The organism is Enterobacter sp. Taxon_8 (assembly GCF_058354585.1).
The window spans coordinates 2,392,847-2,415,989 of sequence record NZ_CM177989.1 but is presented as its reverse complement, the minus strand read 5'-3'; the positions used below and the strand labels follow the sequence as shown (position 1 = coordinate 2,415,989).

General features: G+C 56.7%; 28 protein-coding genes. 15 read left to right on the top strand and 13 right to left on the bottom strand.

What is annotated here, in order from left to right; translation table 11 throughout:
* Nucleotides 1–15: 15 nt before the first annotated feature.
* From AC4IBF_RS11360 to AC4IBF_RS11345, 4 genes are all read right to left on the bottom strand, one after another.
* Nucleotides 16–3,105: an efflux RND transporter permease subunit gene (locus tag AC4IBF_RS11360; RefSeq protein ID WP_491462822.1), complete on the bottom strand. Its 3,090-nt coding sequence runs from the start codon at nt 3,103–3,105 to the stop codon at nt 16–18.
* Nucleotides 3,102–4,211 carry an efflux RND transporter periplasmic adaptor subunit gene (locus AC4IBF_RS11355; RefSeq protein WP_252092854.1) on the bottom strand — a complete coding sequence of 370 codons (1,110 nt, stop codon included), beginning with the start codon at nt 4,209–4,211 and terminating at the stop codon, nt 3,102–3,104. Before AC4IBF_RS11355 ends, AC4IBF_RS11360 begins: the two co-directional genes overlap by 4 nt.
* A 74-nt stretch (nt 4,212–4,285) precedes the next feature.
* Complete coding sequence (locus AC4IBF_RS11350) at nt 4,286–4,900, bottom strand: TetR/AcrR family transcriptional regulator (RefSeq protein ID WP_252092855.1); 615 nt, start codon at nt 4,898–4,900, stop codon at nt 4,286–4,288.
* 133 nt (nt 4,901–5,033) lie between these two features.
* On the bottom strand, nt 5,034–5,945 hold the full coding sequence (locus tag AC4IBF_RS11345; protein ID WP_136194814.1) for a LysR family transcriptional regulator: 912 nt from the start codon (nt 5,943–5,945) through the stop codon (nt 5,034–5,036).
* A gap of 99 nt (nt 5,946–6,044) precedes the next feature.
* On the opposite strand from AC4IBF_RS11345, the gene AC4IBF_RS11340 reads away from it, so the two are divergent.
* The 3 genes from AC4IBF_RS11340 to AC4IBF_RS11330 all read left to right on the top strand — a co-directional run bounded on the left by AC4IBF_RS11340 (nt 6,045) and on the right by AC4IBF_RS11330 (nt 8,480).
* Nucleotides 6,045–7,160, top strand: coding sequence for an alkene reductase (locus tag AC4IBF_RS11340; RefSeq protein WP_252092856.1), 1,116 nt, complete (start codon nt 6,045–6,047; stop codon nt 7,158–7,160).
* Nucleotides 7,157–7,876, top strand: a complete 720-nt coding sequence (locus AC4IBF_RS11335; RefSeq protein WP_133294347.1) for an SDR family oxidoreductase — start codon at nt 7,157–7,159, stop codon at nt 7,874–7,876. The genes AC4IBF_RS11340 and AC4IBF_RS11335 overlap by 4 nt, the downstream gene beginning before the upstream one ends.
* 64 nt (nt 7,877–7,940) lie before the next feature.
* A complete protein-coding gene (locus AC4IBF_RS11330; protein ID WP_133295426.1) occupies nt 7,941–8,480 on the top strand; it encodes an ester cyclase in 540 nt (179 codons plus the stop codon).
* Nucleotides 8,481–8,519: 39 nt separating this feature from the next.
* Here the strand turns inward: AC4IBF_RS11330 and AC4IBF_RS11325 are convergent, their stop codons facing one another.
* Complete coding sequence (locus AC4IBF_RS11325) at nt 8,520–8,987, bottom strand: nuclear transport factor 2 family protein (protein WP_111964691.1); 468 nt, start codon at nt 8,985–8,987, stop codon at nt 8,520–8,522.
* Nucleotides 8,988–9,090: 103 nt separating this feature from the next.
* Here AC4IBF_RS11325 and AC4IBF_RS11320 point away from each other — a divergent pair, with 103 nt between their 5' ends.
* Entirely contained in the window at nt 9,091–9,669 is a 579-nt protein-coding gene (locus AC4IBF_RS11320) for a TetR/AcrR family transcriptional regulator (RefSeq protein WP_491462821.1), read from the top strand.
* Nucleotides 9,670–9,718: 49 nt separating this feature from the next.
* On the opposite strand, the gene AC4IBF_RS11315 is transcribed toward AC4IBF_RS11320, so the two are convergent.
* The gene (locus AC4IBF_RS11315; protein WP_049121983.1) at nt 9,719–10,498 is read right to left on the bottom strand and encodes an SDR family oxidoreductase; all 780 of its coding nucleotides are present in this window, start codon (nt 10,496–10,498) and stop codon (nt 9,719–9,721) included.
* A 90-nt stretch (nt 10,499–10,588) separates the two neighbouring features.
* On the opposite strand from AC4IBF_RS11315, the gene AC4IBF_RS11310 reads away from it, so the two are divergent.
* Both AC4IBF_RS11310 and AC4IBF_RS11305 read left to right on the top strand, forming a co-directional pair.
* A complete protein-coding gene (locus tag AC4IBF_RS11310) occupies nt 10,589–10,927 on the top strand; it encodes a winged helix-turn-helix transcriptional regulator (RefSeq protein ID WP_115874985.1) in 339 nt (112 codons plus the stop codon).
* A gap of 69 nt (nt 10,928–10,996) precedes the next feature.
* Complete coding sequence (locus AC4IBF_RS11305; RefSeq protein ID WP_136194817.1) at nt 10,997–11,398, top strand: VOC family protein; 402 nt, start codon at nt 10,997–10,999, stop codon at nt 11,396–11,398.
* Nucleotides 11,399–11,465: 67 nt separating this feature from the next.
* On the opposite strand, the gene AC4IBF_RS11300 is transcribed toward AC4IBF_RS11305, so the two are convergent.
* Both AC4IBF_RS11300 and AC4IBF_RS11295 read right to left on the bottom strand, forming a co-directional pair.
* The gene (locus AC4IBF_RS11300) at nt 11,466–12,254 is read right to left on the bottom strand and encodes a hypothetical protein (protein WP_136194818.1); all 789 of its coding nucleotides are present in this window, start codon (nt 12,252–12,254) and stop codon (nt 11,466–11,468) included.
* Between the two features lies 1 nt (nt 12,255).
* Nucleotides 12,256–12,453: a hypothetical protein gene (locus AC4IBF_RS11295; RefSeq protein WP_023311615.1), complete on the bottom strand. Its 198-nt coding sequence runs from the start codon at nt 12,451–12,453 to the stop codon at nt 12,256–12,258.
* A gap of 257 nt (nt 12,454–12,710) precedes the next feature.
* Here AC4IBF_RS11295 and AC4IBF_RS11290 point away from each other — a divergent pair, with 257 nt between their 5' ends.
* Genes AC4IBF_RS11290 through AC4IBF_RS11255 form a run of 8 tightly spaced genes read left to right on the top strand, consistent with a single transcriptional unit; the run spans nt 12,711 to nt 18,585 of the window.
* Nucleotides 12,711–13,145, top strand: coding sequence for a nuclear transport factor 2 family protein (locus AC4IBF_RS11290; protein WP_143345071.1), 435 nt, complete (start codon nt 12,711–12,713; stop codon nt 13,143–13,145).
* Nucleotides 13,142–13,861: an SDR family NAD(P)-dependent oxidoreductase gene (locus tag AC4IBF_RS11285; RefSeq protein ID WP_111964686.1), complete on the top strand. Its 720-nt coding sequence runs from the start codon at nt 13,142–13,144 to the stop codon at nt 13,859–13,861. Before AC4IBF_RS11290 ends, AC4IBF_RS11285 begins: the two co-directional genes overlap by 4 nt.
* Complete coding sequence (locus tag AC4IBF_RS11280) at nt 13,858–15,117, top strand: NAD(P)/FAD-dependent oxidoreductase (protein WP_133294352.1); 1,260 nt, start codon at nt 13,858–13,860, stop codon at nt 15,115–15,117. The genes AC4IBF_RS11285 and AC4IBF_RS11280 overlap by 4 nt, the downstream gene beginning before the upstream one ends.
* A gap of 1 nt (nt 15,118) precedes the next feature.
* The gene (locus AC4IBF_RS11275) at nt 15,119–15,841 is read left to right on the top strand and encodes a DUF1365 domain-containing protein (protein ID WP_133294353.1); all 723 of its coding nucleotides are present in this window, start codon (nt 15,119–15,121) and stop codon (nt 15,839–15,841) included.
* Nucleotides 15,838–17,058: an SAM-dependent methyltransferase gene (locus tag AC4IBF_RS11270; RefSeq protein WP_133294354.1), complete on the top strand. Its 1,221-nt coding sequence runs from the start codon at nt 15,838–15,840 to the stop codon at nt 17,056–17,058. Before AC4IBF_RS11275 ends, AC4IBF_RS11270 begins: the two co-directional genes overlap by 4 nt.
* A complete protein-coding gene (locus AC4IBF_RS11265; protein WP_111964682.1) occupies nt 17,055–17,540 on the top strand; it encodes a DUF2878 domain-containing protein in 486 nt (161 codons plus the stop codon). The genes AC4IBF_RS11270 and AC4IBF_RS11265 overlap by 4 nt, the downstream gene beginning before the upstream one ends.
* Entirely contained in the window at nt 17,537–18,061 is a 525-nt protein-coding gene (locus tag AC4IBF_RS11260) for a hypothetical protein (protein WP_133294355.1), read from the top strand. The genes AC4IBF_RS11265 and AC4IBF_RS11260 overlap by 4 nt, the downstream gene beginning before the upstream one ends.
* Entirely contained in the window at nt 18,058–18,585 is a 528-nt protein-coding gene (locus AC4IBF_RS11255) for a DUF3833 domain-containing protein (RefSeq protein ID WP_111964680.1), read from the top strand. The genes AC4IBF_RS11260 and AC4IBF_RS11255 overlap by 4 nt, the downstream gene beginning before the upstream one ends.
* 2 nt (nt 18,586–18,587) lie before the next feature.
* Here AC4IBF_RS11255 and AC4IBF_RS11250 read toward each other — a convergent pair whose 3' ends face one another.
* Both AC4IBF_RS11250 and AC4IBF_RS11245 read right to left on the bottom strand, forming a co-directional pair.
* Nucleotides 18,588–19,046: a DMT family transporter gene (locus tag AC4IBF_RS11250; protein WP_115874995.1), complete on the bottom strand. Its 459-nt coding sequence runs from the start codon at nt 19,044–19,046 to the stop codon at nt 18,588–18,590.
* 3 nt (nt 19,047–19,049) lie between these two features.
* Entirely contained in the window at nt 19,050–19,484 is a 435-nt protein-coding gene (locus tag AC4IBF_RS11245; RefSeq protein WP_143345074.1) for a DMT family transporter, read from the bottom strand.
* A 95-nt stretch (nt 19,485–19,579) separates the two neighbouring features.
* Between AC4IBF_RS11245 and AC4IBF_RS11240 the strand changes: the two genes are divergently transcribed.
* Complete coding sequence (locus AC4IBF_RS11240) at nt 19,580–20,512, top strand: LysR family transcriptional regulator (RefSeq protein WP_252092865.1); 933 nt, start codon at nt 19,580–19,582, stop codon at nt 20,510–20,512.
* A gap of 4 nt (nt 20,513–20,516) precedes the next feature.
* Here AC4IBF_RS11240 and AC4IBF_RS11235 read toward each other — a convergent pair whose 3' ends face one another.
* The 3 genes from AC4IBF_RS11235 to AC4IBF_RS11225 all read right to left on the bottom strand — a co-directional run bounded on the left by AC4IBF_RS11235 (nt 20,517) and on the right by AC4IBF_RS11225 (nt 23,143).
* Nucleotides 20,517–21,545, bottom strand: coding sequence for a methionine synthase (locus AC4IBF_RS11235; protein WP_111964677.1), 1,029 nt, complete (start codon nt 21,543–21,545; stop codon nt 20,517–20,519).
* A gap of 23 nt (nt 21,546–21,568) precedes the next feature.
* The gene (locus tag AC4IBF_RS11230; RefSeq protein ID WP_115874998.1) at nt 21,569–22,543 is read right to left on the bottom strand and encodes a DUF1852 domain-containing protein; all 975 of its coding nucleotides are present in this window, start codon (nt 22,541–22,543) and stop codon (nt 21,569–21,571) included.
* A gap of 123 nt (nt 22,544–22,666) precedes the next feature.
* Nucleotides 22,667–23,143, bottom strand: coding sequence for a GNAT family N-acetyltransferase (locus AC4IBF_RS11225; protein WP_143345076.1), 477 nt, complete (start codon nt 23,141–23,143; stop codon nt 22,667–22,669).

Genomic DNA, 23,143 nt, shown 5'->3' with positions numbered 1-23,143 from the left:
TCTACTCATGGTAGTTTACACGTTTTCAGCAACGTGCTGCACGCGTTGTTCCGCGGGGCGGATCCGGAACCAGATCGCATACATCGCGGGCAGGAAGACGAGCGTAATAATCGTCCCGCCCAGCGTTCCACCGATCAGCGTCCAGGCCAGCGTGCCCCAGAATACCGAATGCGTCAGGGGAATGAACGCCAGCACGGCCGCCATGGCGGTCAGTAAGACCGGGCGTGCGCGCTGGACAGTCGCTTCAACCACCGCCTGGAACGGCTCAAGGCCGTCCTTCTGGTTATGATCGATTTGACCGATCAGGATCAGCGTATTGCGCATCAGAATGCCGGAAAGGGCGATCAGACCGACCAGCGCGTTAATGCCAAACGGCTGATTAAATATCAGCAGGGTCGGCACGACGCCAATCAGCCCCAGCGGCGCGGTTAAGAACACCATCACCATCGCGGAGAGTGAGCGCACCTGCAAAATGATGATCAGCAGCGTCAGGGCTATCATGATCGGGAACAGCGGTAACATCGCCTGCGTCGCTTTGCCCGATTCCTCAATCGAACCCGCCATGTCAATACGGTATCCGGCCGGCAGCGCATCAACGATCGGCTGGAGCTGCTTCATGATGGCGACCGACACGTCCGGTGGCTGAAGATTGTCGGCAATATCGCCCCGCACGGTAATTGTCGGGGTGCGATCGCGACGGCGAAGGACCGGGTCTTCCATGCCGACCTCTATCTTGCCAATTTGAGACAGCGGCACGCGCTGTCCCGCATTGCCGACCAGGGTAAAGCCTTCGATTTTTGCCGGGTCAAGACGGATATCGCCCGCCGCGCGGGCAACGACGTCTACCGATCGAATATCTTCCCGCACGGAGGTGACAGGCACGCCTGAAAGCAGAAACTGAAGCTGATCGGCAACGGCGCTGGAGGTTAAGCCGGTCGCCTGCAGGCGGTTTTGATCGAGAGTGAAATGCAGGACGGGAACGCGTGACCCCCAGTCGGTGTTGACGGTTCGCATCATCGGGCTTGCCTGGAGTACGGCTTTCACCTGTTCGGCGATGTCCTGCACCTGTTTGACATCCGGGCCCGACACGCGCCAGGCAACCGGGAAGGGCGAGTAGGGGCCAAACACCAGCTGCGTCACCCGCACGCGGGCTTCGGGCGCAATACCGCTGGCGACGGCCTCCCTGAGCCTGAACTTAAGCGCCTCGCGTGACGTCTCGCTGTCCGTCAGGATCACGATTTTTGCAAAAGAGGGATCGGGCAGTTCAGGTGCCATTGCCAGATAAAAACGGGGCGAACCCTGACCAATATAGGCCGTGACGATTTTGGCTTCCGGCTGCTGGCCCAGCCACGCTTCTATTTTTGCGGTGGCGGCGCTGGTTTGCGCAATCGAGGTGCCGTAGGGCATCTGTACTTCAACCAGCACTTCCGGGCGATCGGAGGTCGGGAAAAACTGTTTTTTTACCAGCCCCATGCCGAGCACGGCCAGAATGAAAATGGCAACCACGGAGCCGGCCACGCGCCACTTTCTGGCGATAACGCGGCCAAGCAGCTGGCGAAAACGGTTATAGCGGGGTGTGTTATAGATGGCGGCATGACCCCCTTCTACTTTGGGGATCGCCGGCAGGATCTTCACCCCAAGATAGGGCGTGAACACCACCGCGACAAACCACGATGCAATCAGGGCGAGGCCGACAATCCAGAACATATTGCTGGTGTATTCCCCGGCGGTCGACTGGGCAAACCCATTCGGCATAAAGCCAATCGCCGTCACCAGGGTTCCGGCCAGCATGGGCGCGGCGGTATGGCTCCAGGCGTAGGCTGAGGCTTTGATTCTGTCGTAACCTTCCTCCATCTTCACCACCATCATTTCGATGGCGATAATGGCATCATCAACCAGCAGGCCGAGGGCGAGTATCAGGGAGCCCAGCGTGACGCGGTCAAAGTTTATTCCCGCGGCCTCCATCACCACGAAGACGACCGCCAGCGTCAGCGGGACCGCCGCCGCAACGACTACCCCCACGCGCCAGCCCATGCTGACAAAACAAACCACCATGACCACAAGCAGTGCGACAAAGAATTTGATCATAAACTCATCGACCGACGAGCGAATATTGACGGACTGATCGGTGACTTTGGTCAGGGACATGCCAAGCGGCAGGCTATCATTAATTTTTGCCGTTTCCGCATCCAGCGCTTTACCCAGCGCCAGACCGTTCCAGCCTTCGCGCATTACGATACCCAGCAGAAGGGCGGGTTCATGCTGATTGCGTATCAGCATCGTCGGGGGATCTTCGTAGCCTCGCTCAACCGTTGCCACATCGGACAGCTTGAGGGTTTTGCCCTGAGCGACAAAAGGTGTATCGCGGATTTTCTGCAGTTCATCGAACGCGCCGTCAAGGCGGATAAAAATCTGCGCTCCTCGGGTCTCAATCGAACCCGCCGCGGTCAACGCGTTCTGGCTGTTGAGGGCCTTGAAAATATCCTGGGGTGAGAGCCCTATCGTCGCCAGGCGGTCGTGGGAGAAGGCGACATAAATCCGCTCGGCCTGTTCGCCGATAATGTTCACTTTCTTCACGCCGGGAACGTGCAGAAGCTGCTGGCGCAGGCCTTCGGCATCGCGTACCAGCTGCCGCTGCGGTTCGCCTTTTGCTTTCAGGGCAAAGAGGGCAAAGGTGACATCCGAGAATTCGTCATTGATCATCGGGCCGATGACGCCCGCCGGGAGACGCTGCGATTCATCTCCAAGCTTTTTACGCGCCTGATAGAACTCCTCCTGCACTTCGGCTGGCGGGGTTTTGTCCTGCAACGACAGCGTGATAAATGCCATGCCGGGACGGGTATAGGTTTCGGTACGGTCATACCACTTGAGTTCCTGCAGGCGCTTTTCCAGCGGCTCCGCGACCTGATCCTGGATCTCCTGCGCGGTCGCACCCGGCCAGACGGTTATCACCGTCATTTGCTTCACCGTGAAGGGCGGATCTTCCGCGCGGCCGAGCCCAAAGAAGGCGTAAATTCCGGCAATCGTCACCAGAACGATCAGAAACAGCGTGATGGAACGTTCGCGGACGGCCAGCGCGGACAGGTTGAAGCGGCTTCCGCTCATGGCGTGTTCTCCGCCAGGGCGTTATTGCGTTGTTTCGCGAGCCTGACGACCTCACCTTCGTGCAGAAGATGTGCGCCTAGCGCAACAATCTTCTCACCGGGCTTCACGCCGCCCGTGACCTGCGCCGCATCTTCACCCACGCTCAGCACCCTGACGGGCGTCCATGCGACCTTTGCCGGCTGGGCGGAAATGCGCCAGACGCCGGGACCTTTTCCTGCATCATAGAGTGAAGCCAGCGGGACCTGCATGACCTGACCTTCCGCTTTATTGTCCTGAATGTTCAGCGTAACGGTCGCCCCCAGCGGCGCGTTCGCCAGCAGGCCATCCAGCACGTAGCGGGCTTCATACGTGCGGGTCGCGGCATCGGCCGAGTCAGACAGCAGGCGCAGCGTTGCGGTGACCGGGTGTTTTTCATTGCCATAAAGCGTGGCCTGCGCTTCGCTGCCGACGGAAGGGCGCAATGTTTCCGGAAGCTGCACGAGCGCTTCACGCTGTCCCGCTCTGGCGAGCCTGATCGTCACCTGTCCGGCACTGACGACCTGACCCGGCTCGGCGAGCGTCTCCATCACCACGCCGTCTGAATCCGCCAGCAGGACGGCATATCCCGTGGCGTTTTGCGCCACGTTGGCCTGCGCGCGGGCGGCGCTGAGATCGGCCCTGGCCGTATCGGCTGCCGCTTTGATCTGGTCATACTCCGAGGCAGAAACGGCGCCGGACGCCACAAGTCCGCGATAGCGCGCCTCATCGCTGGTGGCTTTTCTCGCCCGCGCCTGGGCCGCATCCACCGCGCGCTGCTGCGCCTGAGCCTGTAATTTCAGGTCAACCGGATCCAGGCGCAGCAAGGGCTGACCCTGTTTGACGGTCTGGCCCGTATCAACCAGTCGCTCAAGGATTTTGCCCTGAACTCTGAAACCTAAATCGCTTTGCGTTCTTGCGACCACCACGCCCGTGAAGGTGCGGGCGCTATTGTTCGCAAGCTCGACGGATGCGGATCGGACAAGCGGTAGCTTTGTACGCGGATCGTCACTTGCGGAAATATCGCCGCATGCCACCAGGGCAAACGGCAGGAGACAAACGGCAACGCGGGCTGAAGTGAGCCTGAGCATGGGAAACCTTTTCGACGTAACAGGACGGTTTCCGCATTCTCTGGCTAGTGACCAAAAATGTCAATGGTCACAAATTAGGGGGCAAGGCTTCTTAAAATGAGTGAAGAGAGAAGCACCGCCGCGGTGGGAGCCATTTCGAGATTGTACTGCAGCTGAACGGGATTAATAAAAGGACACATCACCATGTGGATAGCCTGAGTGACCTCATCCAGCGGCGTTTTTCTTTCAAACTCTCCGGCCTGTCTGCCTTCGATAATGATGGTCTCAATCAGCTTCAGGAGGCTTTCTGCATACCGTTCTGTCGACGGCCACTGCTCGCGCGCGGCGACGGCGGCGATGTCGTAAAGCTTACGATCGTGGAAAAACAGCTCGCTTCCGGCCTCGGTGAGCGCCTTGAAAAGACGGCGGAGTTTTTCGCTTGCTGACGGCGCATCCTCAATGGCGGAAAGCACCGCCGCCATGATCAGCTCCAGGCGGTTAGCGCAGATCACTTCGCCGATAGCCTGCTTGGAATCGAAGAACTTATAAATGTAAGATTTTGAAAAACCGATAGATTTCGCCAGCTCGGCGACGGTGGTTTTTTCATAGCCGTAATGGCCGAAGTGCTCAAAGGCCGCTTCGACGATTTGCTCTCTGACAGAATGGTCAAGTGGACCACGTATTGATGGGGCGTTCATAGTTTTAGTCATTATGTAAGCTTAGCGTGACGGGCCAGGGTTGGCAACGAGTGACCATTTTGTATTTTGGTTACAATTGTGCTGCCTTACGCCGTAAAGACGGGACAATCGGCCAGGTGGAGTAAGTGTATCACTGTTTTTTACGTTAATGTTTTTTAAGCCAGTCGAGAAAAAACTGGCTAAACGCCGTGACCTGAAGCGGCTGCAGTTTGCGCTGGGGGTAAACAAGCTGCAGCCCGACATCTTTGCGATCGTATCGGCTAAACCCGGTGAAGCTGTCGGCAAACAGCACCGTGAGCCTTCCGGTTTCAACGTCGTCTTTGACGTCCCACCACGATTTCCCCGCGATGCCCGCTCCGCTGAGCGCCCACTGACGAAGCAATGCTCCGTCGTCGCACACCATGGCGGGCTCAACGCGAACAATGCTTTCCTCACCATTAGTTTCAAAGCGCCATTCGTTCATCACCACGCCCTGCGATTCCAGCGCCAGGCACCGGTGCCGGGCTAAATCGGCAAACGTGGCGGGGACGCCGCGGTCGTTAAGATATTCTCCGGAGGCGACCAGCACCCGACGGTTCGGGCGGATGTTTCTTACGACAAGACTGCTGTCCGGCAGGTTGCCAAAACGCACGCTCATATCCAGCCGGTTAGCGACCAGATCCTCAACGTGTTCTCTTAACGAAATGAAAAATTTAACGTCAGGATGGCGCCGGGAAAAATCAATGACGGCGGGGCTAAGATACTGTCTGCCAAAATCCGAGGGCGCGGAAAGGCGAATATTGCCGCTGAGCACGCCCTCTTTTTGCGTCAGTAACGACTCGGCATGATGCATCTCTTCCAGCACGCGCAGCGCGGCATGGTAAAACTCTTCCCCGGCGCGGGTCAGGGTGAGGGATCGCGTTGAGCGGTGAAACAGGCGCGTCTGGTAACGCTCCTCAATCGCCTTCAGCCTGGCCGTCATGGTCGCGGGGGAAAGCGACAGGCGACGTCCGGCGGCGGAAAGACTTCCGGCCTCGGCAACTTCCACCAGTAAAGCCATGTCTTCGAGTTTGCCCATTATTCATATTTTCCGAAAAGTGCATCTACTTTTAGCGTAATTATCAAAATCAGATGCGGACTGTAAAGTGATTTTATCCAAACCATAAGGGATAAAATCATGCAACGTACCTCACTTTTTGAACGCTACAGGCTGGGTTCGCTGGACCTGAAAAATCGTATCGTCATGGCGCCGATGACCCGCGCGCGCTCCCTTCAGCCGGGAAATATCCCCTCCGCGCTGATGGCAGAGTATTACCGGCAGCGTGCCAGCGCGGGATTAATCATCACGGAAGCCACGCAGATTTCGCCTCAGGGCCAGGGATACTCATGGACACCCGGCATCCATTCGCCTGAACAGGTTTCGGGATGGCAACTCACGACGGGCGCCGTGCATCAGGCGGGCGGAGTGATTTTTTCGCAGCTCTGGCACGTCGGGCGAATGTCGCACGCCAGTTTTCACCAGGATGGTCAGCCCGTCGCCCCGTCAGCGCTGGCCCCGGATGCGCAGGTGTGGGTGGTGAATGAGCGTGGGGAAGGCCAGATGGTTGACTGCCCGCAGCCGAGAACGCTCTCGCGCAAGGACATTCAGAACATCGTTGCGGACTATCGCCAGGCCGCTTTGAATACCGTTCAGGCCGGGTTTGATGGTGTCGAGGTTCACGGCGGAAACGGGTATCTGATAGACCAGTTCCTGCGCCAAACCTCCAACAAACGCACGGATGAGTACGGCGGTACGCTGGTGAACCGCATCCGTTTTGCCCAGGAGGTGTTAAGCGCCATTGCCGAGGCCATTGGTCACGAGCGCACGGGCATCCGCCTTTCCCCATTTATTACCCAGCGCGGGATGAACGACCCGCAGGTCTCTGAAGCCATACTTGCGCTTGCGGCCTGGTGTGAACAAAAAGGTATTGCGTTCATCCACCTGGCGGAAGCCGACTGGGATGATGCCCCTCAGGTACCCGAGCGTTTCCGTCAGTCCCTTCGCGAGACCTTCAGCGGAACTCTTATCGTCGCGGGTAACTATGACCTTGATAAAGCAGAAAAGATCCTTGCTGCCAGCTATGCCGATTTGATTGCCTTCGGCCGTCCGTTTATTGCCAACCCCGATTTGCCCCACCGGCTGGCAAACCAGCTGCCTCTTGCCCAAGTGCGCGACCCCGCCACGCTGTTTGGCGGTACCGGCACGGGATATACCGATTACCCAACGTACGCTCTACAGGAGGAAACATTATGACCCGTAAAACCTTAATTATCGGCGGCGCTTCCGGCATCGGTTTCGCCGTGGGCAGCCTGCTTGCCGGGCGCGGTGAGGAGATTATTCTTGCGGGACGCGACAGCGCAAAACTGGACGCCGCGCGACAGCGGCTGAGCGCCCACGCCGCGTCCGTTCATACCCTCGTGCTGGACATCAGCCGTGAGGAAGAGCTTGTTGCGCTCGGTGAAACGCTGGGCGAGGTCAATAATATTGTCGTCACGGCGGGTTCACAGGCGCCGGGCGGGTTGCTTTCCGGACTGGATCTCCGTGCGGCAAGGCAGGCCTTTGATACAAAATTCTGGGGAAGCCTCAATGTCGCTCGCTATCTCAGCGGGAATATTGCCCCCCGCGGTACGTTGACGTTCACCAGCGGTTTCGTGGCGCGCCGCACCGTGGCGGGCTCCATCGTAAAAACAACGATGAATGCCGCCATTGAGGCTGCGACAAAAGTGCTGGCGAAAGAGCTTTCACCGCTGCGCGTCAACGTCGTCAGTCCGGGGCTGACCGACACGGAAGCGTATGCGGGGATGGACGCCGCCGCGCGGGAAAAAATGCTCGTCGGCGCGGCGGAAACCCTGCCAGCCAAGGCCTGGGGAAGGGCGGAGGACATCGCGCAGGGATATCTTTTCGCCATTGATAATCCCTTTGTGACGGGATCGATTATTGATATTGAGGGTGGGGCGTTAATTAACTGACCCTCATTAAATTGGTCCGCAGGTCTTCGTCTGCGGGTGACGTAATACTCTATTGAGAAACAACATGAAATATACGACGTGTTTTCGTCCCGCTATCGCGGCACTTATTTTTGCCGGTCTGTCGGGCAATGCTATTTCCTCGCAGGGGGAATGGCTGCAGCCGAAACAGCTTATTGTGGACAACAGTCTGTCACAGGCACAATTAAAGGCGAATGAAGCTGCTGCCAGAAAATATGCCACGTTCTGGAACACCGGTAATGAAACTCTGGCACGTGATGCCCTGGCCGTAAACTTTATTGATAAAACGCCCCCGGAAGGACGTAAGCAAGGTCCCGAGGGCGCTATTCTAGCTTCCCGGACGTTTAGGACAGCCGTTCCTGATTTGCGTTGTGACGTTGAGCAAATGATTATTTCAGGCGATCGCGTGGTATCGCATTTACATTTTCACGGCACCTTCACCGGGACATTTGGCAAGCTGAAAGGACAGGGGCAGAAAATAGATTTTATCGCTACGGATATTTATGAAGTCGCTGACGGTAAGATTGCGGCAAACTGGCACATTGAGGACAACCTGACGCTGATGAAACAGCTCGGCGCGCTGTAAAGTCACCACTCCGGGGCGGCCCGGAGTGATGCGAAAATCCTATAAGCCAAGATCGCTCAGCGAAGGGTGATCGTCCGGGCGTCTGCCCAGCGGCCAGTGGAACAGCCGCTCGGATTCTTTTATCGGCATATCGTTTACGCAGGCAAAGCGGCGCTTCATCAGGCCGTCCGGCTCAAACTCCCAGTTTTCATTGCCGTAAGAGCGGAACCAGTTGCCGGAATCATCATGCCATTCATAGGCATAGCGCACCGCGATCCGGTTATCCGTAAATGCCCAGAGCTCTTTAATCAGACGATACTCCAGCTCTTTTTTCCATTTCCGCTCCAGAAACGCCTGGGCTTCTTCACGGTTGGTGGCGAACTCTGCGCGGTTACGCCATTGGGTGTCCAGCGTATAGGCAAGCGCGACTTTCGCCGGATCGCGGCTGTTCCAGCCATCTTCTGCCAGCCTGACTTTTTCGATGGCGCTTTCACGAGTGAAGGGCGGTAAAGGAGGACGAGTGTTCATGGCGATTACCTCAGTGTGATTTATGTAGACAGGTCTGTCTACTTGCGGTAATATATGCCTGAAAAATAACGCTGTCAACACTCTTTTTGAGGCTGTCGAAAAAATGAAAACCGAACCCGCAGGTAACGAGACAAAAATCAGCGTCAGAGATAAAATATTACTCACGGCGCACGATCTTTTTTATTCCACTGGATTCAGGGCGACGGGGGTGGACACGCTGATTAAAGCGTCGAAAGTGACTAAGGTGACGTTTTATCGCCATTTTCCGAGTAAGAGCTTGCTTATTCTCGCCTATCTACACTATCGACATGAAATATGGATTAACTGGTTTGAGGCCACGCTTCGTCGACATCTCGTGGACGGCCAAACGCCTGCGGACGCTCTATCGGCTACCCTTTATGAATGGTTTATTTCGCCCGAGTTCCACGGCTGCGCGTTTATTAATGCCAGCGCCGAAGCCAAATCCGAAGATATTGAAAGCGAAATAAAAGCGATATGCCGCGATCATAAAATCGAAACAAAGAAGATTATTGCGTCGCTGACAAAGATTGCTGATGAGCGCGTCGTCAATGAAATCATGCTGCTCATTGACGGTGCCATTATTCATGCGCAGATGGGCATGGATACAGAAACGATAATAAATGCGTTAAAAAGGGTCTTAGCGGAACTGACCGGCCAGTGAGATTCCGGTGCTTAATCAACTCTTGCACCAAGTCGATTAAGCATCCGCGTTACACTGTTGGAATGGTGCCGCCATCAATCACAAATTCAGTACCTGTGATACTCGCAGCATGCGATGAAGCGAGGAAGACGATGAGGTTGGCAACCTCAATCGGTCGGGCAGGGCGTCCGAGCGGTATTCCACCTAACGCCTTCATAATGATCTGTTTGCCACCTTCGTAGTCTGTTCCTGCCTGCTTTGCCAGTCTCTCCGCCAGTGCCACTGCCGCTTCAGTTTCGATCCAGCCGGGGGCAACGCGCACCACCCGAACACCTTTCGGCGAGACTTCCTTTGAAAGACTTTTACTGTAGGTTGAGAGGGCTGCCTTAGCCGCCGCATAACCCGTTGTTGAATCCGGTAAAGGCAGTTCGCGCTGGATAGACGTCACGTGAATAATCACCCCATTTCCCTGCTCAAGCATTCCGGGAAGCAGGGCGCGATCTAAGCGTACTGCAGGTAACAAATTAAGATTGAGCTCCTGCTGCCACTCGTCTTCGCCAAGTGCAGCAAAACCGCCGCCGGGTGAGGTTGAACCGCCTGCAACATGGATAATTACGTCGACACCTCCCATCTGTTCCTGCACTGCGGATGCGACTGAGGCACATCCAGCGACCGTAGTAAGATCAGCGGCTACGAAAGTATCCGCGATATTTACGTCTGGATCGTGGCGCGCCGTGGTAAATACCGTTGCACCGAGTTGTTTTAAAAGTCCGACGACTGCTTTGCCGAGCCCTTTCGTGCCAGCGGTAACAAGCACGCGCTTGCCTTTAAAATCAATATCTAATGACATGGACTTTCGCTCCCATTATTTACAGTACAGGTATATTCAACATAGACTGAGTAATTAACAAGTACGCACGAAAAAGTGAGTTACTAAATTATGAGTAAGTTATATAGTCCGGAATCTGCCGCAAGCGGCGTGGAGCAAGTATTACGGTTGCTGGAAGGGCGCTGGAAATTAATTATTCTTTTTCATCTTTTCGACGGAAAAGTGCAGCGCTATTCTGATTTCGAAAAACTGATCCCCGGTATTTCCCAAAAGATGCTGGCGCAGCAACTTCGACAACTCGAGTCCGACGGTATCGTTTCGCGGATGGTTTACCCTCAAGTGCCACCGAAAGTAGAGTATCGCCTCACCGATTGGGGGCAGGCATTATGCCCGGCGCTTGATGCCATGCTGAAATGGGCAGAAAAACGTGAGGCTTACGCAAGCCTGTAAGCCTGGCGGTCAGCACGCTTCAATGGAATAGCGTTATCCGTAACCCATTTGTGCAAAGGAAACGAAAAAATGAGAACACAGAAACGATGCCTTGGCTGCGTAGCTATTGTGGTTGATGACTACGATCGCGCCATTCAGTACTACACCGACAAGCTGGGGTTTACCCTCGTAGAGGATACGCCCCAACCGGGAAAACGCTGGGTAGTCGTCTCACCCAACCCGGAAAGCGACTGCAATATCCTGCTGGCTCGTGCCTCTAACGAGAGGCAGGAAGGTTTTATCGGTAATCAAAGCGGCGGCAGAGTTTTCCTGTTCCTTCAGACGGATGATTTTTGGCGCGATTACCATGCCATGAAGGCAAAAGGCGTTCATTTCTGCGAAGAACCTCGTGAGGAAGAGTACGGTACGGTGGTGGTGTTTGAAGATATTTACGGCAACCGCTGGGATCTTTATCAGACTGCGCAACCGTGAATACCACCGCAAATGATGTGTCATTCGCCTTTTGTCCTGTACGCTTCCCAGCAGAGCGTACTCAAAATTATGGGGATGTCTCTTTAGGGCCAGAGCCCTCGTCCCGCTGTGCCAGCGACAGCGCGCTGGCGCTTGCGGGATCGAACAGCGAGATGCTCTCAATCTGATTGAGTAAAATCACCTTGCGGAATGACATGGCGCTGCGGGGTTCAGAGTCGAGCGTAATGTCATGCTCCGCATACCACCTGCTGTAATTATTCTCGATGCGCAGGTTCATCGTCTTCGCATCCCGGTACCCGCTCAACATCGGGATCAGCACGATATTGGCCGTTTTTTCATACTCCAGCGTCGCGGTGTGGATCATACCCACGTATATCCGCCTCGAGCGGAGCGTGACCTGCGCCAGCTCGCCTTGTTCCATACACTGGTATAGCAGCTGTTCGATACCGCTCGACTGCGCCAGACGTTTGTAGAGCTTTTTCCGGCTTTCGCCGTCCAGCCTGGCGCTGCCTGCCCAGTTAGAGCGGTAGAGGCAAAACAGGATGGCGAACGCCAGCATCACGACAACCGGCGCCTGAATGCCCAAAAAACTCCAGTTCATAAAGTCGATTTGCCAGTCGGTGTATTTCGGTGAGGCAAAGTGAAAAGCGTTATTGGCGGCGGAAAGGGCGAGCAGCAGCAGCCAGAGTAGCCCCGTAGCAATCACCCCCTGCAAAACGAAAATACAGCCGTAAAGTGCAACGAGAAAATAGACGTCCCAGCCGAAGGAACGCTTGATTTTAAAGCGGGTCGACAGGTCGCGGCTGGTGTACCAGTACCCGCAGACCATCAGCACCATAAATATCGCCGTTCCCATATCAGGCCCTCTTCAGCATGTTGACGTGACGCAGAAAATCCTGCCGCACCTCGTTGCTTTTGTAGTTAACGGAGGCGTTCCCGTCCTGGTCGATAATGATGCGATCGCCATCTTCGACGGCTTCAATAATTTCCTGCTGGCTCATCACCTGCAGTAAGGATTCCGGGCTGGAGAAAAGGGAGAGAAAGAAACGTTTCATGTCAGGCATCCTTATGAATAAAAAGGATAAGCCTGGAAGATGACCGCTGAATTTGCCTTAAGGATAACCTGAAAGTGAAAGCCGGGTGGCGGCTACGCCTTACCTGGCCTACAAAAACGTCAAATGATTGAGTTATCAAGTTGTTGATATTTATAAGTAATAAAAAATAATTTTGCACAAACTTGGACAAATAACGTTAATTGTGTAAGTTTTAAGTATGCGATTACGCCACGTTGTTTACAGCCAGGATGTGACCCATGAGCACTTTGCCCTCTGTCGTGAGTCGGTTTATTGAGTACTACGCCGCACTGGATAGCCAGCCGCCGTCCGCGCTGGTCGGGCTTTACCATTCAAACGCCACGCTTGTCGATCCGTTCGGCGAGCATGACGGTATTTTTGCGCTCCAGCGCTATTTCACCCATCTGCTGGCCAACGTCGAAAATTGCCGTTTTTCTATCGATCCGCCGCTGTGCAGTGGGAACCAGTTTGTTGTCACCTGGGTGATGCACTGGTCGCATCCGCGCATTGCCGGAGGTGAGCCGCTCGATCTGCCGGGGTGCTCGGTGGTAGAGACGGAAAACGATCTCATCACGCGCCAGCGCGACTACTACGATGCGGGAGAGATGATCTACGAACATCTCCCGCTGCTGGGCTGGGCGGTACGCGGCGTGAAGCGGAGGGTTAAATCATGAAGACGGTGCTGATTACCGGCGCAAGCTCGGGCATTGGCGCCGGGCTGGCAAAATCCTTTGCCGCTGACGGCTACCATGTGATTGCCTGCGGGCGCGATCCGGCGCGTCTGGAAGCACTGCATCAGACCTGCCCCAATCTCACCGTTCGTCTGTTCGATATGACGGACCGGGACGCCTGTCGCCAGGCGCTGACCGGCAGTTACGCCGATCTGATTATTCTCTGCGCCGGTACCTGCGAATATCTCGACCAGGGCGTGGTGGACGCGGCGCTGGTAGAGCGGGTCATGAACACTAATTTCCTCGGGCCGGTGAACTGCCTTGAGGCGCTACAGCCGCAGCTGGTTGCCGGTAACCGCGTGGTGCTGGTGAGCTCGATGGCCCACTGGCTTCCCTTCCCGCGTGCAGAGGCCTATGGCGCGTCCAAAGCCGCGCTGAGCTGGTTTGCCGAAAGCCTGCGCCTGGACTGGGAGCCTAAAGGGATCACTGTCACGGTGGTCTCGCCGGGCTTTGTCGATACGCCCCTGACGCAAAAAAACGATTTTGCCATGCCGGGCAGGGTGACCGTCGACGAGGCGGTGAAGGCGATCCGTATCGGTCTGGCGGCCGGGAAAATGCACATCGCGTTTCCGTCCGGGTTTGGCTTCATTTTGCGGCTGCTCTCCGGGCTGCCTGCGTTTCTACAGCGCGCGCTGCTGCGCAGGATGGTGCGTTCATGAACATTGCGATTATCGGCAGCGGCATTGCCGGGCTGACCTGCGCCTGGCGCCTGGCCGGGCATCATCAGGTGACCCTGTTTGAAGCGGGATCCACACCGGGCGGCCATACCGCAACGGTTGACGTGACGACGCCCCAGGGCACATACGCGATCGATACCGGTTTTATCGTCTACAACGACCGCACCTATCCGCGCTTTATGGGCCTGCTCAGCGAGCTGGGCATCAGCGGGCAAAAAACGCAGATGAGCTTTTCGGTACACAACCCCGAAACGGGGCTGGAGTACAACGGTCACACCCTGACGTCGCTGTTTGCCCAGCGCCGCAACCTGGTGAACCCGGCGTTCTGGCGTCTGCTCGGCGAGATCGTCCGCTTCAATCGTCTGGCAAAACAGGCGCTGGACGGGATGGTGGACCCGAACGCCACGCTGCAGACCTTTCTGGACCAGCACGGCTTTACGCCGTTTTTTGCGCGCCACTATATTTTGCCGATGGGGGCCGCCATCTGGTCATCCTCGCTGCAGGAGATGAAGCGTTTCCCGCTGCCGCTTTTCTTACGTTTCTTCCAGAATCACGGGCTGCTGGATATCACCCATCGCCCGCAGTGGTACGTGGTGCCGGGCGGCTCGCGAGAGTATATCCGTGCGATGCTGGACAAATTAGGCGATCGGCTGACTCTGCACCTCAATTCACCGGTGCAGCGGGTGAGCCGCCACGAGGACGGGGTTACGCTTCAGCTTGAAAACGGCAGCCATACTTTCGATCGGGTGATTTTTGCCTGCCACTCCGCCAGTGCTCTGGCGATGCTTGACGATCCCACCTCCGCAGAGCGCGAGGTGCTGGGCGATATTGGCTGGCAGCGCAACGAGGTTGTGTTGCACAGCGACCCGCGCTGGCTGCCGGTGCGGCCGCGGGCGTGGGCGAGCTGGAACTACCGCCTGAGCGCGCAGGAGCAGGCCAGCGCCTGTGTTACCTACAACATGAACATTCTGCAGGGGCTGCCTGCGGGCAGTCCGCTGTTCTGCGTCACCCTGAACCCTGACGCACCGGTAGATGAACGCTTCGTTCTGCAACGCTTCGTTTATGAACATCCGCTGTTTAACCCGCAAAGCTGGCGGGCGCAGGCGCGGCGCGGCGAGATCAACGGTCATAACCGGAGCTGGTACTGCGGGGCCTACTGGTACAACGGTTTTCATGAGGATGGCGTGCGCAGCGCGCTGGACGTGGTCAATGCGATAGCGGCCGGAGAGGGGAACTAAGATGAACAGCTGCCTCTACCACGGCGTATTACGCCACCGCCGCCTCCAGCCGAAAAACCACGAATTCAGCTACAGCGTCTTTATGGCCTGGCTGGATCTCGATGAACTGCCGCTGCTGCCGTCCGTCGGCGTACGGCACAATCGCTTTGCCGCCGCCTCGTTCCACGACGCGGACTATCCGCTCGGCACGCCGCTTAAGGAGAACGTGCTCAGCATGCTGGAGAGCCTGACCGGAGAACGTCCGGACGGGCGGGTCATGCTCCTGACGCAGCTGCGCTATTTCGGCTTTCATTTCAATCCGGTCAACTTTTACTACTGCTATGACGAGAAGGAGACGCTGCGCTGGGTGCTGGCGGAGGTCCGCAACACGCCGTGGAATGAACGTCATTACTATGCCGTCAACGGACAGAATGCACAGCCCACGGAAAAAGCGTTTCACGTCTCCCCCTTCAATCCAATGGACATGATCTACCACTGGCGCTTTAACGACCCGGATAACACGCTGCATATGCACATTGAAAATCATCAGGAAGCCAAGGTCTTTGACGCCACGCTGGCGCTGCGCCGGGAGCCTTTGACGCGCCCCGCGCTGCGTGGGCTTTTGGTGCGTATCCCGCTCATGACCCTGAAAACTGTTTTTGCCATTTACTGGCAGGCGCTGCGGCTCTGGCTCAAGCGCGTGCCGCTGTATAACCACCCCGTCAGCAGGAGTGAACGCTCATGACCGATCCCGTCTTTGCGTTAGAACCCGATATCCCGCGCAACGTGCGCATCGCGCGCTGGCTGCTTTTTCGTCTGTTAAGCGGTATCCGCGGTGGCTCGCTCACCCTGCGTGAAGGGGCGCAGACCTTCCATTTTGGCGAGACATCCTCCGCGCTGCACGCCGACGTACAAATCCTCACGCCCGGCGTTTACTGGCGAGTTTTAACGGGCGGTAGCCTTGCTGCCGCAGAAGCCTGGATGGACGGCGAATGGGAAACCACGCACCTTACGCCGCTTCTGGAACTGCTGGCGCTCAACGGCGAGGTGCTTGGCCGTCTGGAAAACGGGTTCCGCCTGTTCGGCAGGCCGCTGGAGCGTCTGCGCCACTGGACGCGGCGTAACTCCCGCGCGCAGGCGCGTGAAAATATTGCCGCTCATTACGATCTGGGCAATACCTTCTACGCCCATTTTCTGGATAAAGAGCTGCTCTATTCCAGCGCCTTGTTTACGGAGGACGAGCAGGACCTGACGGCGGCCCAGCAGGCCAAAATGGCGCGCCTGTGTGACCAGTTAATGCTAGAACCGAATGACCACCTGCTGGAGATCGGTACCGGCTGGGGCGCGATGGCGGAATACGCGGCCCGTCGTTATGGCTGTCGGGTGACTACCACCACGCTGTCACAGGAGCAATACGTCTGGGCGACCGAGCGAATTGCGCGCGCCGGACTGCAGGATCGGGTCGAGGTGCTGCTCTGCGACTATCGCGACCTCACCGGACAGTACGACAAGCTGGTCTCGATAGAGATGATTGAAGCCGTCGGTCAGCGCTATCTGCCCACGTTCTTCCGTACCTGCCAGGCGCGGCTGCGCCCGGGAGGACGGATGGCGATTCAGGCCATCACGATTCAGGACCAGCGCTATCGCGACTACAGCAAAAGCGTCGATTTTATCCAGCGCTACATCTTCCCCGGCGGCTTCCTGCCGAGCATCACCGCGATGAACGAGCTGATGACGCGCCACACCGATTTCGTGGTGCGCAATCTTTTCGACATGGGACCGGACTACGCCCGCACGCTGGCCCTCTGGCGGCAGCGCTTTGTCCACGCCTGGCAGGAGATTGAAAAGCTCGGCTTCGATGAGCGGTTTCGCCGTATGTGGCTGTACTACTTTGGCTACTGCGAAGCCGGGTTTAACGCCCGCACCATCAGCGTGGTGCAGCTGACCGCCGAGCGCGTATGAAACGATATCTTCAGGTCTTTCTGCTGGCCGTCGCGTTCGATCTTTACTGGACGCTGGTGGTGCTCTTTCGCGAAAAGGGCCTGATTATCTGGCTCGCGCTGGCGGTTCTGGCGTGCCTGCTTTTGCCGTCTGTATACCGTTTTTACGCCATTGGGCTGGCCGCGGCGGGAAGTTTGCTGGATACGCTCTGGGCGCTGACGGGACTGATTGCCTTTACGGGCGACTCCCTGATGCCGCTATGGATGGTGGCATTGTGGCTGATGTTTGCCACCGTCTGGACGCAGCTTACGCGCACCACCACGTTGCCCGGCTGGCTGCTGACCCTGCTTGCCGCAGTGGGAGGCCCGGTAGCGTACCTGATTGGCGAGCGGCTGGGTGCCATCACGTTTCTGGAGCCAACCTTTATCGTCGTCAGCTGGATGGCGCCGGGGTGGCTGGTATTGATGCTGTTTTTCCACCTGCTGATGGGGAGACAAAAATGAAAGCTGCATTTTTGCTGCTTTGTCTGACGCTGGTTGTTCCCGTTGGCCAGGCCGCCGACTGGCTGGCGTGGCGGAAGGTGGGCGACGCCACGCTTACCTGGGGGCCGTTCACGGTCTATACCTCCCAGCTGCGTACTCCGGACGGGCGTTACGGTCGGGAGGACCAGGATCAGGCGCTGATTATTACCTATGCGCGCGACATCGATCGCGATGAACTGGTCGAGGCGACCCGCGACCAGTGGCAGGCGCAGGGTATCCTGGCGCAGGAAGCGCAAAGCGAAGCCTGGCTGCGGATGCTCCAGTCGCTGTGGCCTGATGTCCGACAGGGCTCACAGCTGGCGTTTGTTCTCAACGATAAGCAGGGGCAGTTCTGGTATCGCGATCCGACCCTTCAGAAAACCTTTATTCCCCTGGGACCACGCCAGTCAGAAGCGTTCAGCACCCGCTTTCTGGCCATCTGGCTCGATCCCCGCACGCAATACCCTGAACTGCGTCAGCAGTTAATCGGAGGCCAAAAATGAAACGTTTCCTGATGATGGCGCTGGCATTGACGATGCTTCTGGCGGGCTGTAGCACGGAGGTGACCGAGTACCGCCAGCAGCAGCCGCGGCTGGATATCTTCCACTACTTCCAGGGTAAAACTGAAGCGTGGGGGATGGTGCAGGATCGCAGCGGCAAGCAGATCCGTCGCTTTCACGTTGAGATTGCCGGGGATGTGATTGGCGATACGCTGACGCTCAACGAGCACTTCGTTTATGACGACGGTGAGAAGCAGCAGCGAGTCTGGCATATCCGGCGCCTGGGGAACGATCGCTATGAGGGAACGGCGGGGGATATCGAAGGGGTGGCGACGGGGCAGGCCGCCGGCAACGCGTTCAACTGGCATTACAGCATGAACGTGAAGGCCAACGGGAGCACGTGGCTACTGAACTTTGACGACTGGATGTACCTGCAGGATGAGAACCATCTGTTTAATAAAACCGAGATGAAGAAGCTGGGCGTCACCGTCGCCACGGTAACGCTGTTCTTTACCCGTAAGACATGAGTCTAGTCGCGGGTGCTGTGAATTTTACTGCTCGAGTAGATGAACCAGAGAGCAATACCCAGGCAGACTACCGCCCCCAGACGGCTCGGCGAAAAGGGAATAGCGGCATTACCCAGCCAGCCAAAGTTATCAATCAACATGCTCATGGCGAGCTGGCCGAATATGACCGCCACCGTGGCGACGGCGGTGCCGATGCGCTGCACCGCCACGACCATAATCACAATATAAGGCACGCCAAACATTGCCCCGAGAAGCTGCCATTTCGGCACGTCCAGCAGGCTGACGGCCTGCTTAGGCTCAAAGAAGAAAATCAGCAGGGCGGTCACCAGCGCGCCGACGGAAAAGGTCAGAAACGCGCTTTTGAATACGCCCACGCTGCTGCCAAGCTGGCCGTTAATGGCGGCCTGAATGCTCAGCGTCGCGCCGCCGCATACGGCCAGAAGAATCATAATCAGTGTCATACGTTACCCCTGTGCGACCAGAACCAGTGCCGCAATAATGAACCCCAGTGCAATAATGCGCTTTGCGTTTATCTTCCTGTGCGGCGAACCCAGCAGACCATAGTGGTCAATGATCAGGCTTTTAAAGACCTGGCCGGCCAGAATGCCAATCATGGTCATGGCGATGCCGATGGTGGGTGTCGCCACGGTCAGGATGACCACGTATACCGGACCGAGCACGCCGCCGAGCAGCTGCCAGCCGGGCTGTGCGAAAAACGACGGGCTGTTGCGCGGGCTGAAAAACAGCATCAGCAGAAACGTCAGCGCGGCGCCGACGCCAAAAATGCTGAACGTCGCCCATAAATCCCCGACCTTTCCCCCCAGCGGTCCCAGCAGGCCCGCCTCGACGGAGAGGCCCATCCCGCCAGCAATCACCAGTAAAATCAAAACCAACTGCATTCTTCTTCCTCCGTTTTCAGGCGAAGAAGATTACGTGGGTTGTCCAGTGAGAAAAATGCCATAATGGTGGAAACACCTTTGCGAGAAATGCATTAATGGTTGACGCCAGCAATATCAACATTCGCACGCTGCTGATCTTCATCGACGTGTATGAAGCGCAGAATTTCTCCGTCGTGGCGCGGCGGCAGGGGATATCGGCCTCGCAGATATCGCGCGTGATCCACCAGCTTGAGGATGCGCTCGGGCAGCAGCTTTTCTACCGCAATACGCGGGCCGTCATCCCCACGGAAAGCGGCCATCTTTTTATTCGCTATGCCCGGTCGATGGCGGAAAACCTGGAAGAGGCGCGACGGGAGCTGGACGCGCGTGCGGTGGAACCGTCCGGTGCGATCCGCATTAACGGACCGGTGTTTTTCGGCCAGAAGCACATTGCGCCCGGCCTTCCCGGCCTGTCGGAACGCTATCCCCGCCTGAACGTAGAGCTGACGCTGACCGATGATTTTATCGACCCGCACCGCGATGCCGCCGACGTGATCTTCCGGATTGGCGTGCTAACGGACTCATCTTTTCACGCGCGGGTGTTCGGGCAGCAGGTGTATCATCTGGCCGCGTCGCCAGATTACGTGCGTAGACACGGTGCGCCTGAAGGACCGGACGATCTTAACCGCCATCACTGTCTGGTCTATCGCGGATCGTCAGGGCCTAACCGCTGGCTGTTGCGCAGGGCGGGCGAGGCGTGGACGCATTATCCCGTGACGCCATTGATGACCTCGAATAATGCGGAAGCGCTGCTGGCTGCGGCGCGGGGCGGGATGGGAATTGTACTGTTTCCGGACTGGCTGGTGAGCGAGCCGCTCCAGCGCGGTGAGCTGATTCCGCTCCTGCCCGCGCTGGAGTGTGCCATCAATACGGAACAGCAGGCGATCGCGGCGATCTACCCTGATGCCCGACATCCGCCCCTGAACGTCAGGGCGGTAATTGATTATTACGTTGAGCGTTTTGGTACGCCGCTTTACTGGCAAACGTAAGGGATTACGCGCCAAGCTCTTTGCGGATAATCTCTGCGCCAGCGCTGAGTGCTCTCAGCTTGCCGTTAGCCACCTGACGGGAGAGGGGAGCCATGCCGCAGTTGGTTGACGGATAAAGCTTGTCCGCATCGACAAACTGCAGCGCTTTTCGCAGCGTATCGGCCACTTCCTCCGGCGTTTCAACCGTGTTGGTTGCTACGTCAATCGCGCCAACCATCACTTTTTTGCCGCGGATCAGCTCAAGCAGATCCATCGGCACGCGGGAGTTGTGGCACTCCAGGGAGATGATGTCGATGTTAGAGGTCTGCAGCTTAGGGAAGGCCTCTTCGTACTGGCGCCACTCGGATCCGAGCGTCTTTTTCCAGTCGGTATTGGCCTTGATGCCGTAGCCGTAGCAAATGTGTACCGCGGTCTCGCACTTCAGCCCTTCAATGGCGCGTTCCAGCGCGGCGATGCCCCAGTCATTGACCTCGTCAAAAAAGACGTTAAACGCCGGTTCGTCGAACTGGATAATATCCACGCCCGCGGCCTCTAATTCGCGCGCTTCCTGATTGAGGATTTTGGCGAATTCCCAGGCCAGCTTTTCGCGGCTTTTATAGTGCGCGTCGTAGAGGGTGTCGATCATGGTCATCGGCCCCGGCAGGGCCCATTTGATCGGCTTGTCCGTGAGCTGACGCAGGTACCTGGCATCGTCGACGAAGACCGGTTTCTGGCGCGCAACCGCAGAAACTACGGTCGGCACGCTGGCGTCATAGCGGTTACGAATGCGCACCGTCTGGCGGTTCTCAAAATCCACGCCGCTCAGGTGTTCAATAAAGGTGGTGACGAAGTGCTGGCGGGTCTGTTCCCCGTCGCTGACGATATCGATTCCCGCACGGATCTGCTCATCCAGAGACAGGCGCAGCGCATCCTGCTTGCCCGCCAGCAGTTCCTGATCCTGTAATTTCCAGGGTGACCACAGCGTTTCAGGTTGCGCAAGCCAGGTCGGCTTTGGCAGGCTGCCAGCGGTAGAAGTCGGGAGCAATGTTTTCATAATAAAAGACCTTTTTTAATGTATTAAAGCGTGTAGTTATCAGACCACTGCTCAAGAATGTGTTTGTAAGGCTTAATGAAGTACTCTTCGGTAAATCGACCCTGTTCAATCGCCAGACGGCTTCGCTCTTCCCGGTCATACACAATTTTGGTTAATGAGTGATCCTGCTGGTTCAGATCCGGTCGGTAGCACAGCCCGGCCGCCGAGTTGGCGTTATAAATCTCCGGGCGATAGATCTTCTGGAACGTCTCCATCGTGCTAATGGTGGCGATCAGTTCGAGATCGGTGTAGTCACTCAGCAAATCCCCGGTGAAGAAGAACGCGAACGGTGCCACGCTGTGTTCCGGCATAAAGTAGCGCACGCTCAGGCCCATCTTCGCGAAGTACTGTTCCGTTAGCGACTCGCCGTCCGGCTGATACTCCACGCCCAGCACGGGGTGCTGGTTGCCGGTGCGGCGATAGGTATCTTTGCTGGATACGCTCAGGCAGATCACCGGTCCTTTTTTGAAGTTCTCTTTGTATTCCGGTGAACGCACAAAATGGCGGAAAATATTACCGTGCAGTTCGCCAAACTTTTCCGGAATGCTGAAGTGCTGCTGGTTCTTGTTGTGCTCCAGCAGCAGGACGCTGAAATCATAATCCCGCACGTAAGACGAGAAGTTATTCCCGACGATGCCAGGGATGCGCAGGTTGTTTTTCTTGTCGACAATAGTGGTTTGCAGTATCTCAATAGCCGGGAATGGCTTTTCCGCGCCAATGTTCAAATCGACAGAGATGATTTCAAGCTCAACCGCATAGCGATCGGCGTTTGGGTTATCCCAGCGCGCCAGAGCGTTGAAGCGGTTGTTGATCATCACCAGCGTATTGCGCAGGTTTTCCTGACGTTTTTCCCCGCGCGCCAGGTTGGCAAAGTTGGTGGTCGTACGCGTATTTTCAGACGGGTTGTAATTCTCATCGAAGCAACTGCGCTTAAGGGAATATGTGAAAGCTTTGCTCATTGTGGTTATGCATCCTAAGTTCATGTTGCTAAGAAGTTACCAATGCATAATTTATGCCTGAGCCCGCGGCGCAGGGGAAGTGACTTAATTTCACTGCAACATGAGGGAAGTTCATGATGTTGATCACAAATTCCCACGACTCCCGTTTAGTGCCAGTTGTTTTGCTAAGCAGACCGCTTCTTGCCTGCCGATGTAGGGACCATAGTTGTCAATTACGCGGTAGCCATTTCGCTCATAGAATTTCACCGCACGAGCATTAGCGTGTCGGGTTTCTAGCCAGATTTCGCTATAACCTAAACGCTGTGCCGACGCTTCAAGAAAAGCCAGTAAAACCTTACCAATACCCGGCTCGCTCCTGTCGGAATACATGCGTTTCAGCTCGGCAACCTGTTCGGAAAGTGGTCGTAGTGCGGCACATCCAACGGCATCACCTGTTTCATTCCTGGCGACCAACCACAGGGCGCGTTCGGCCATCATCGAGTCGACGTTAAAATGACGCGTACCGCCATCCCCGGTAATGTTCGCCAGTTCTGATGATAATTTTTCAATCAGACGCAGGGATTCAGAAGAGTGCAGGTCGGCTTTTTGAATCGTTATCAT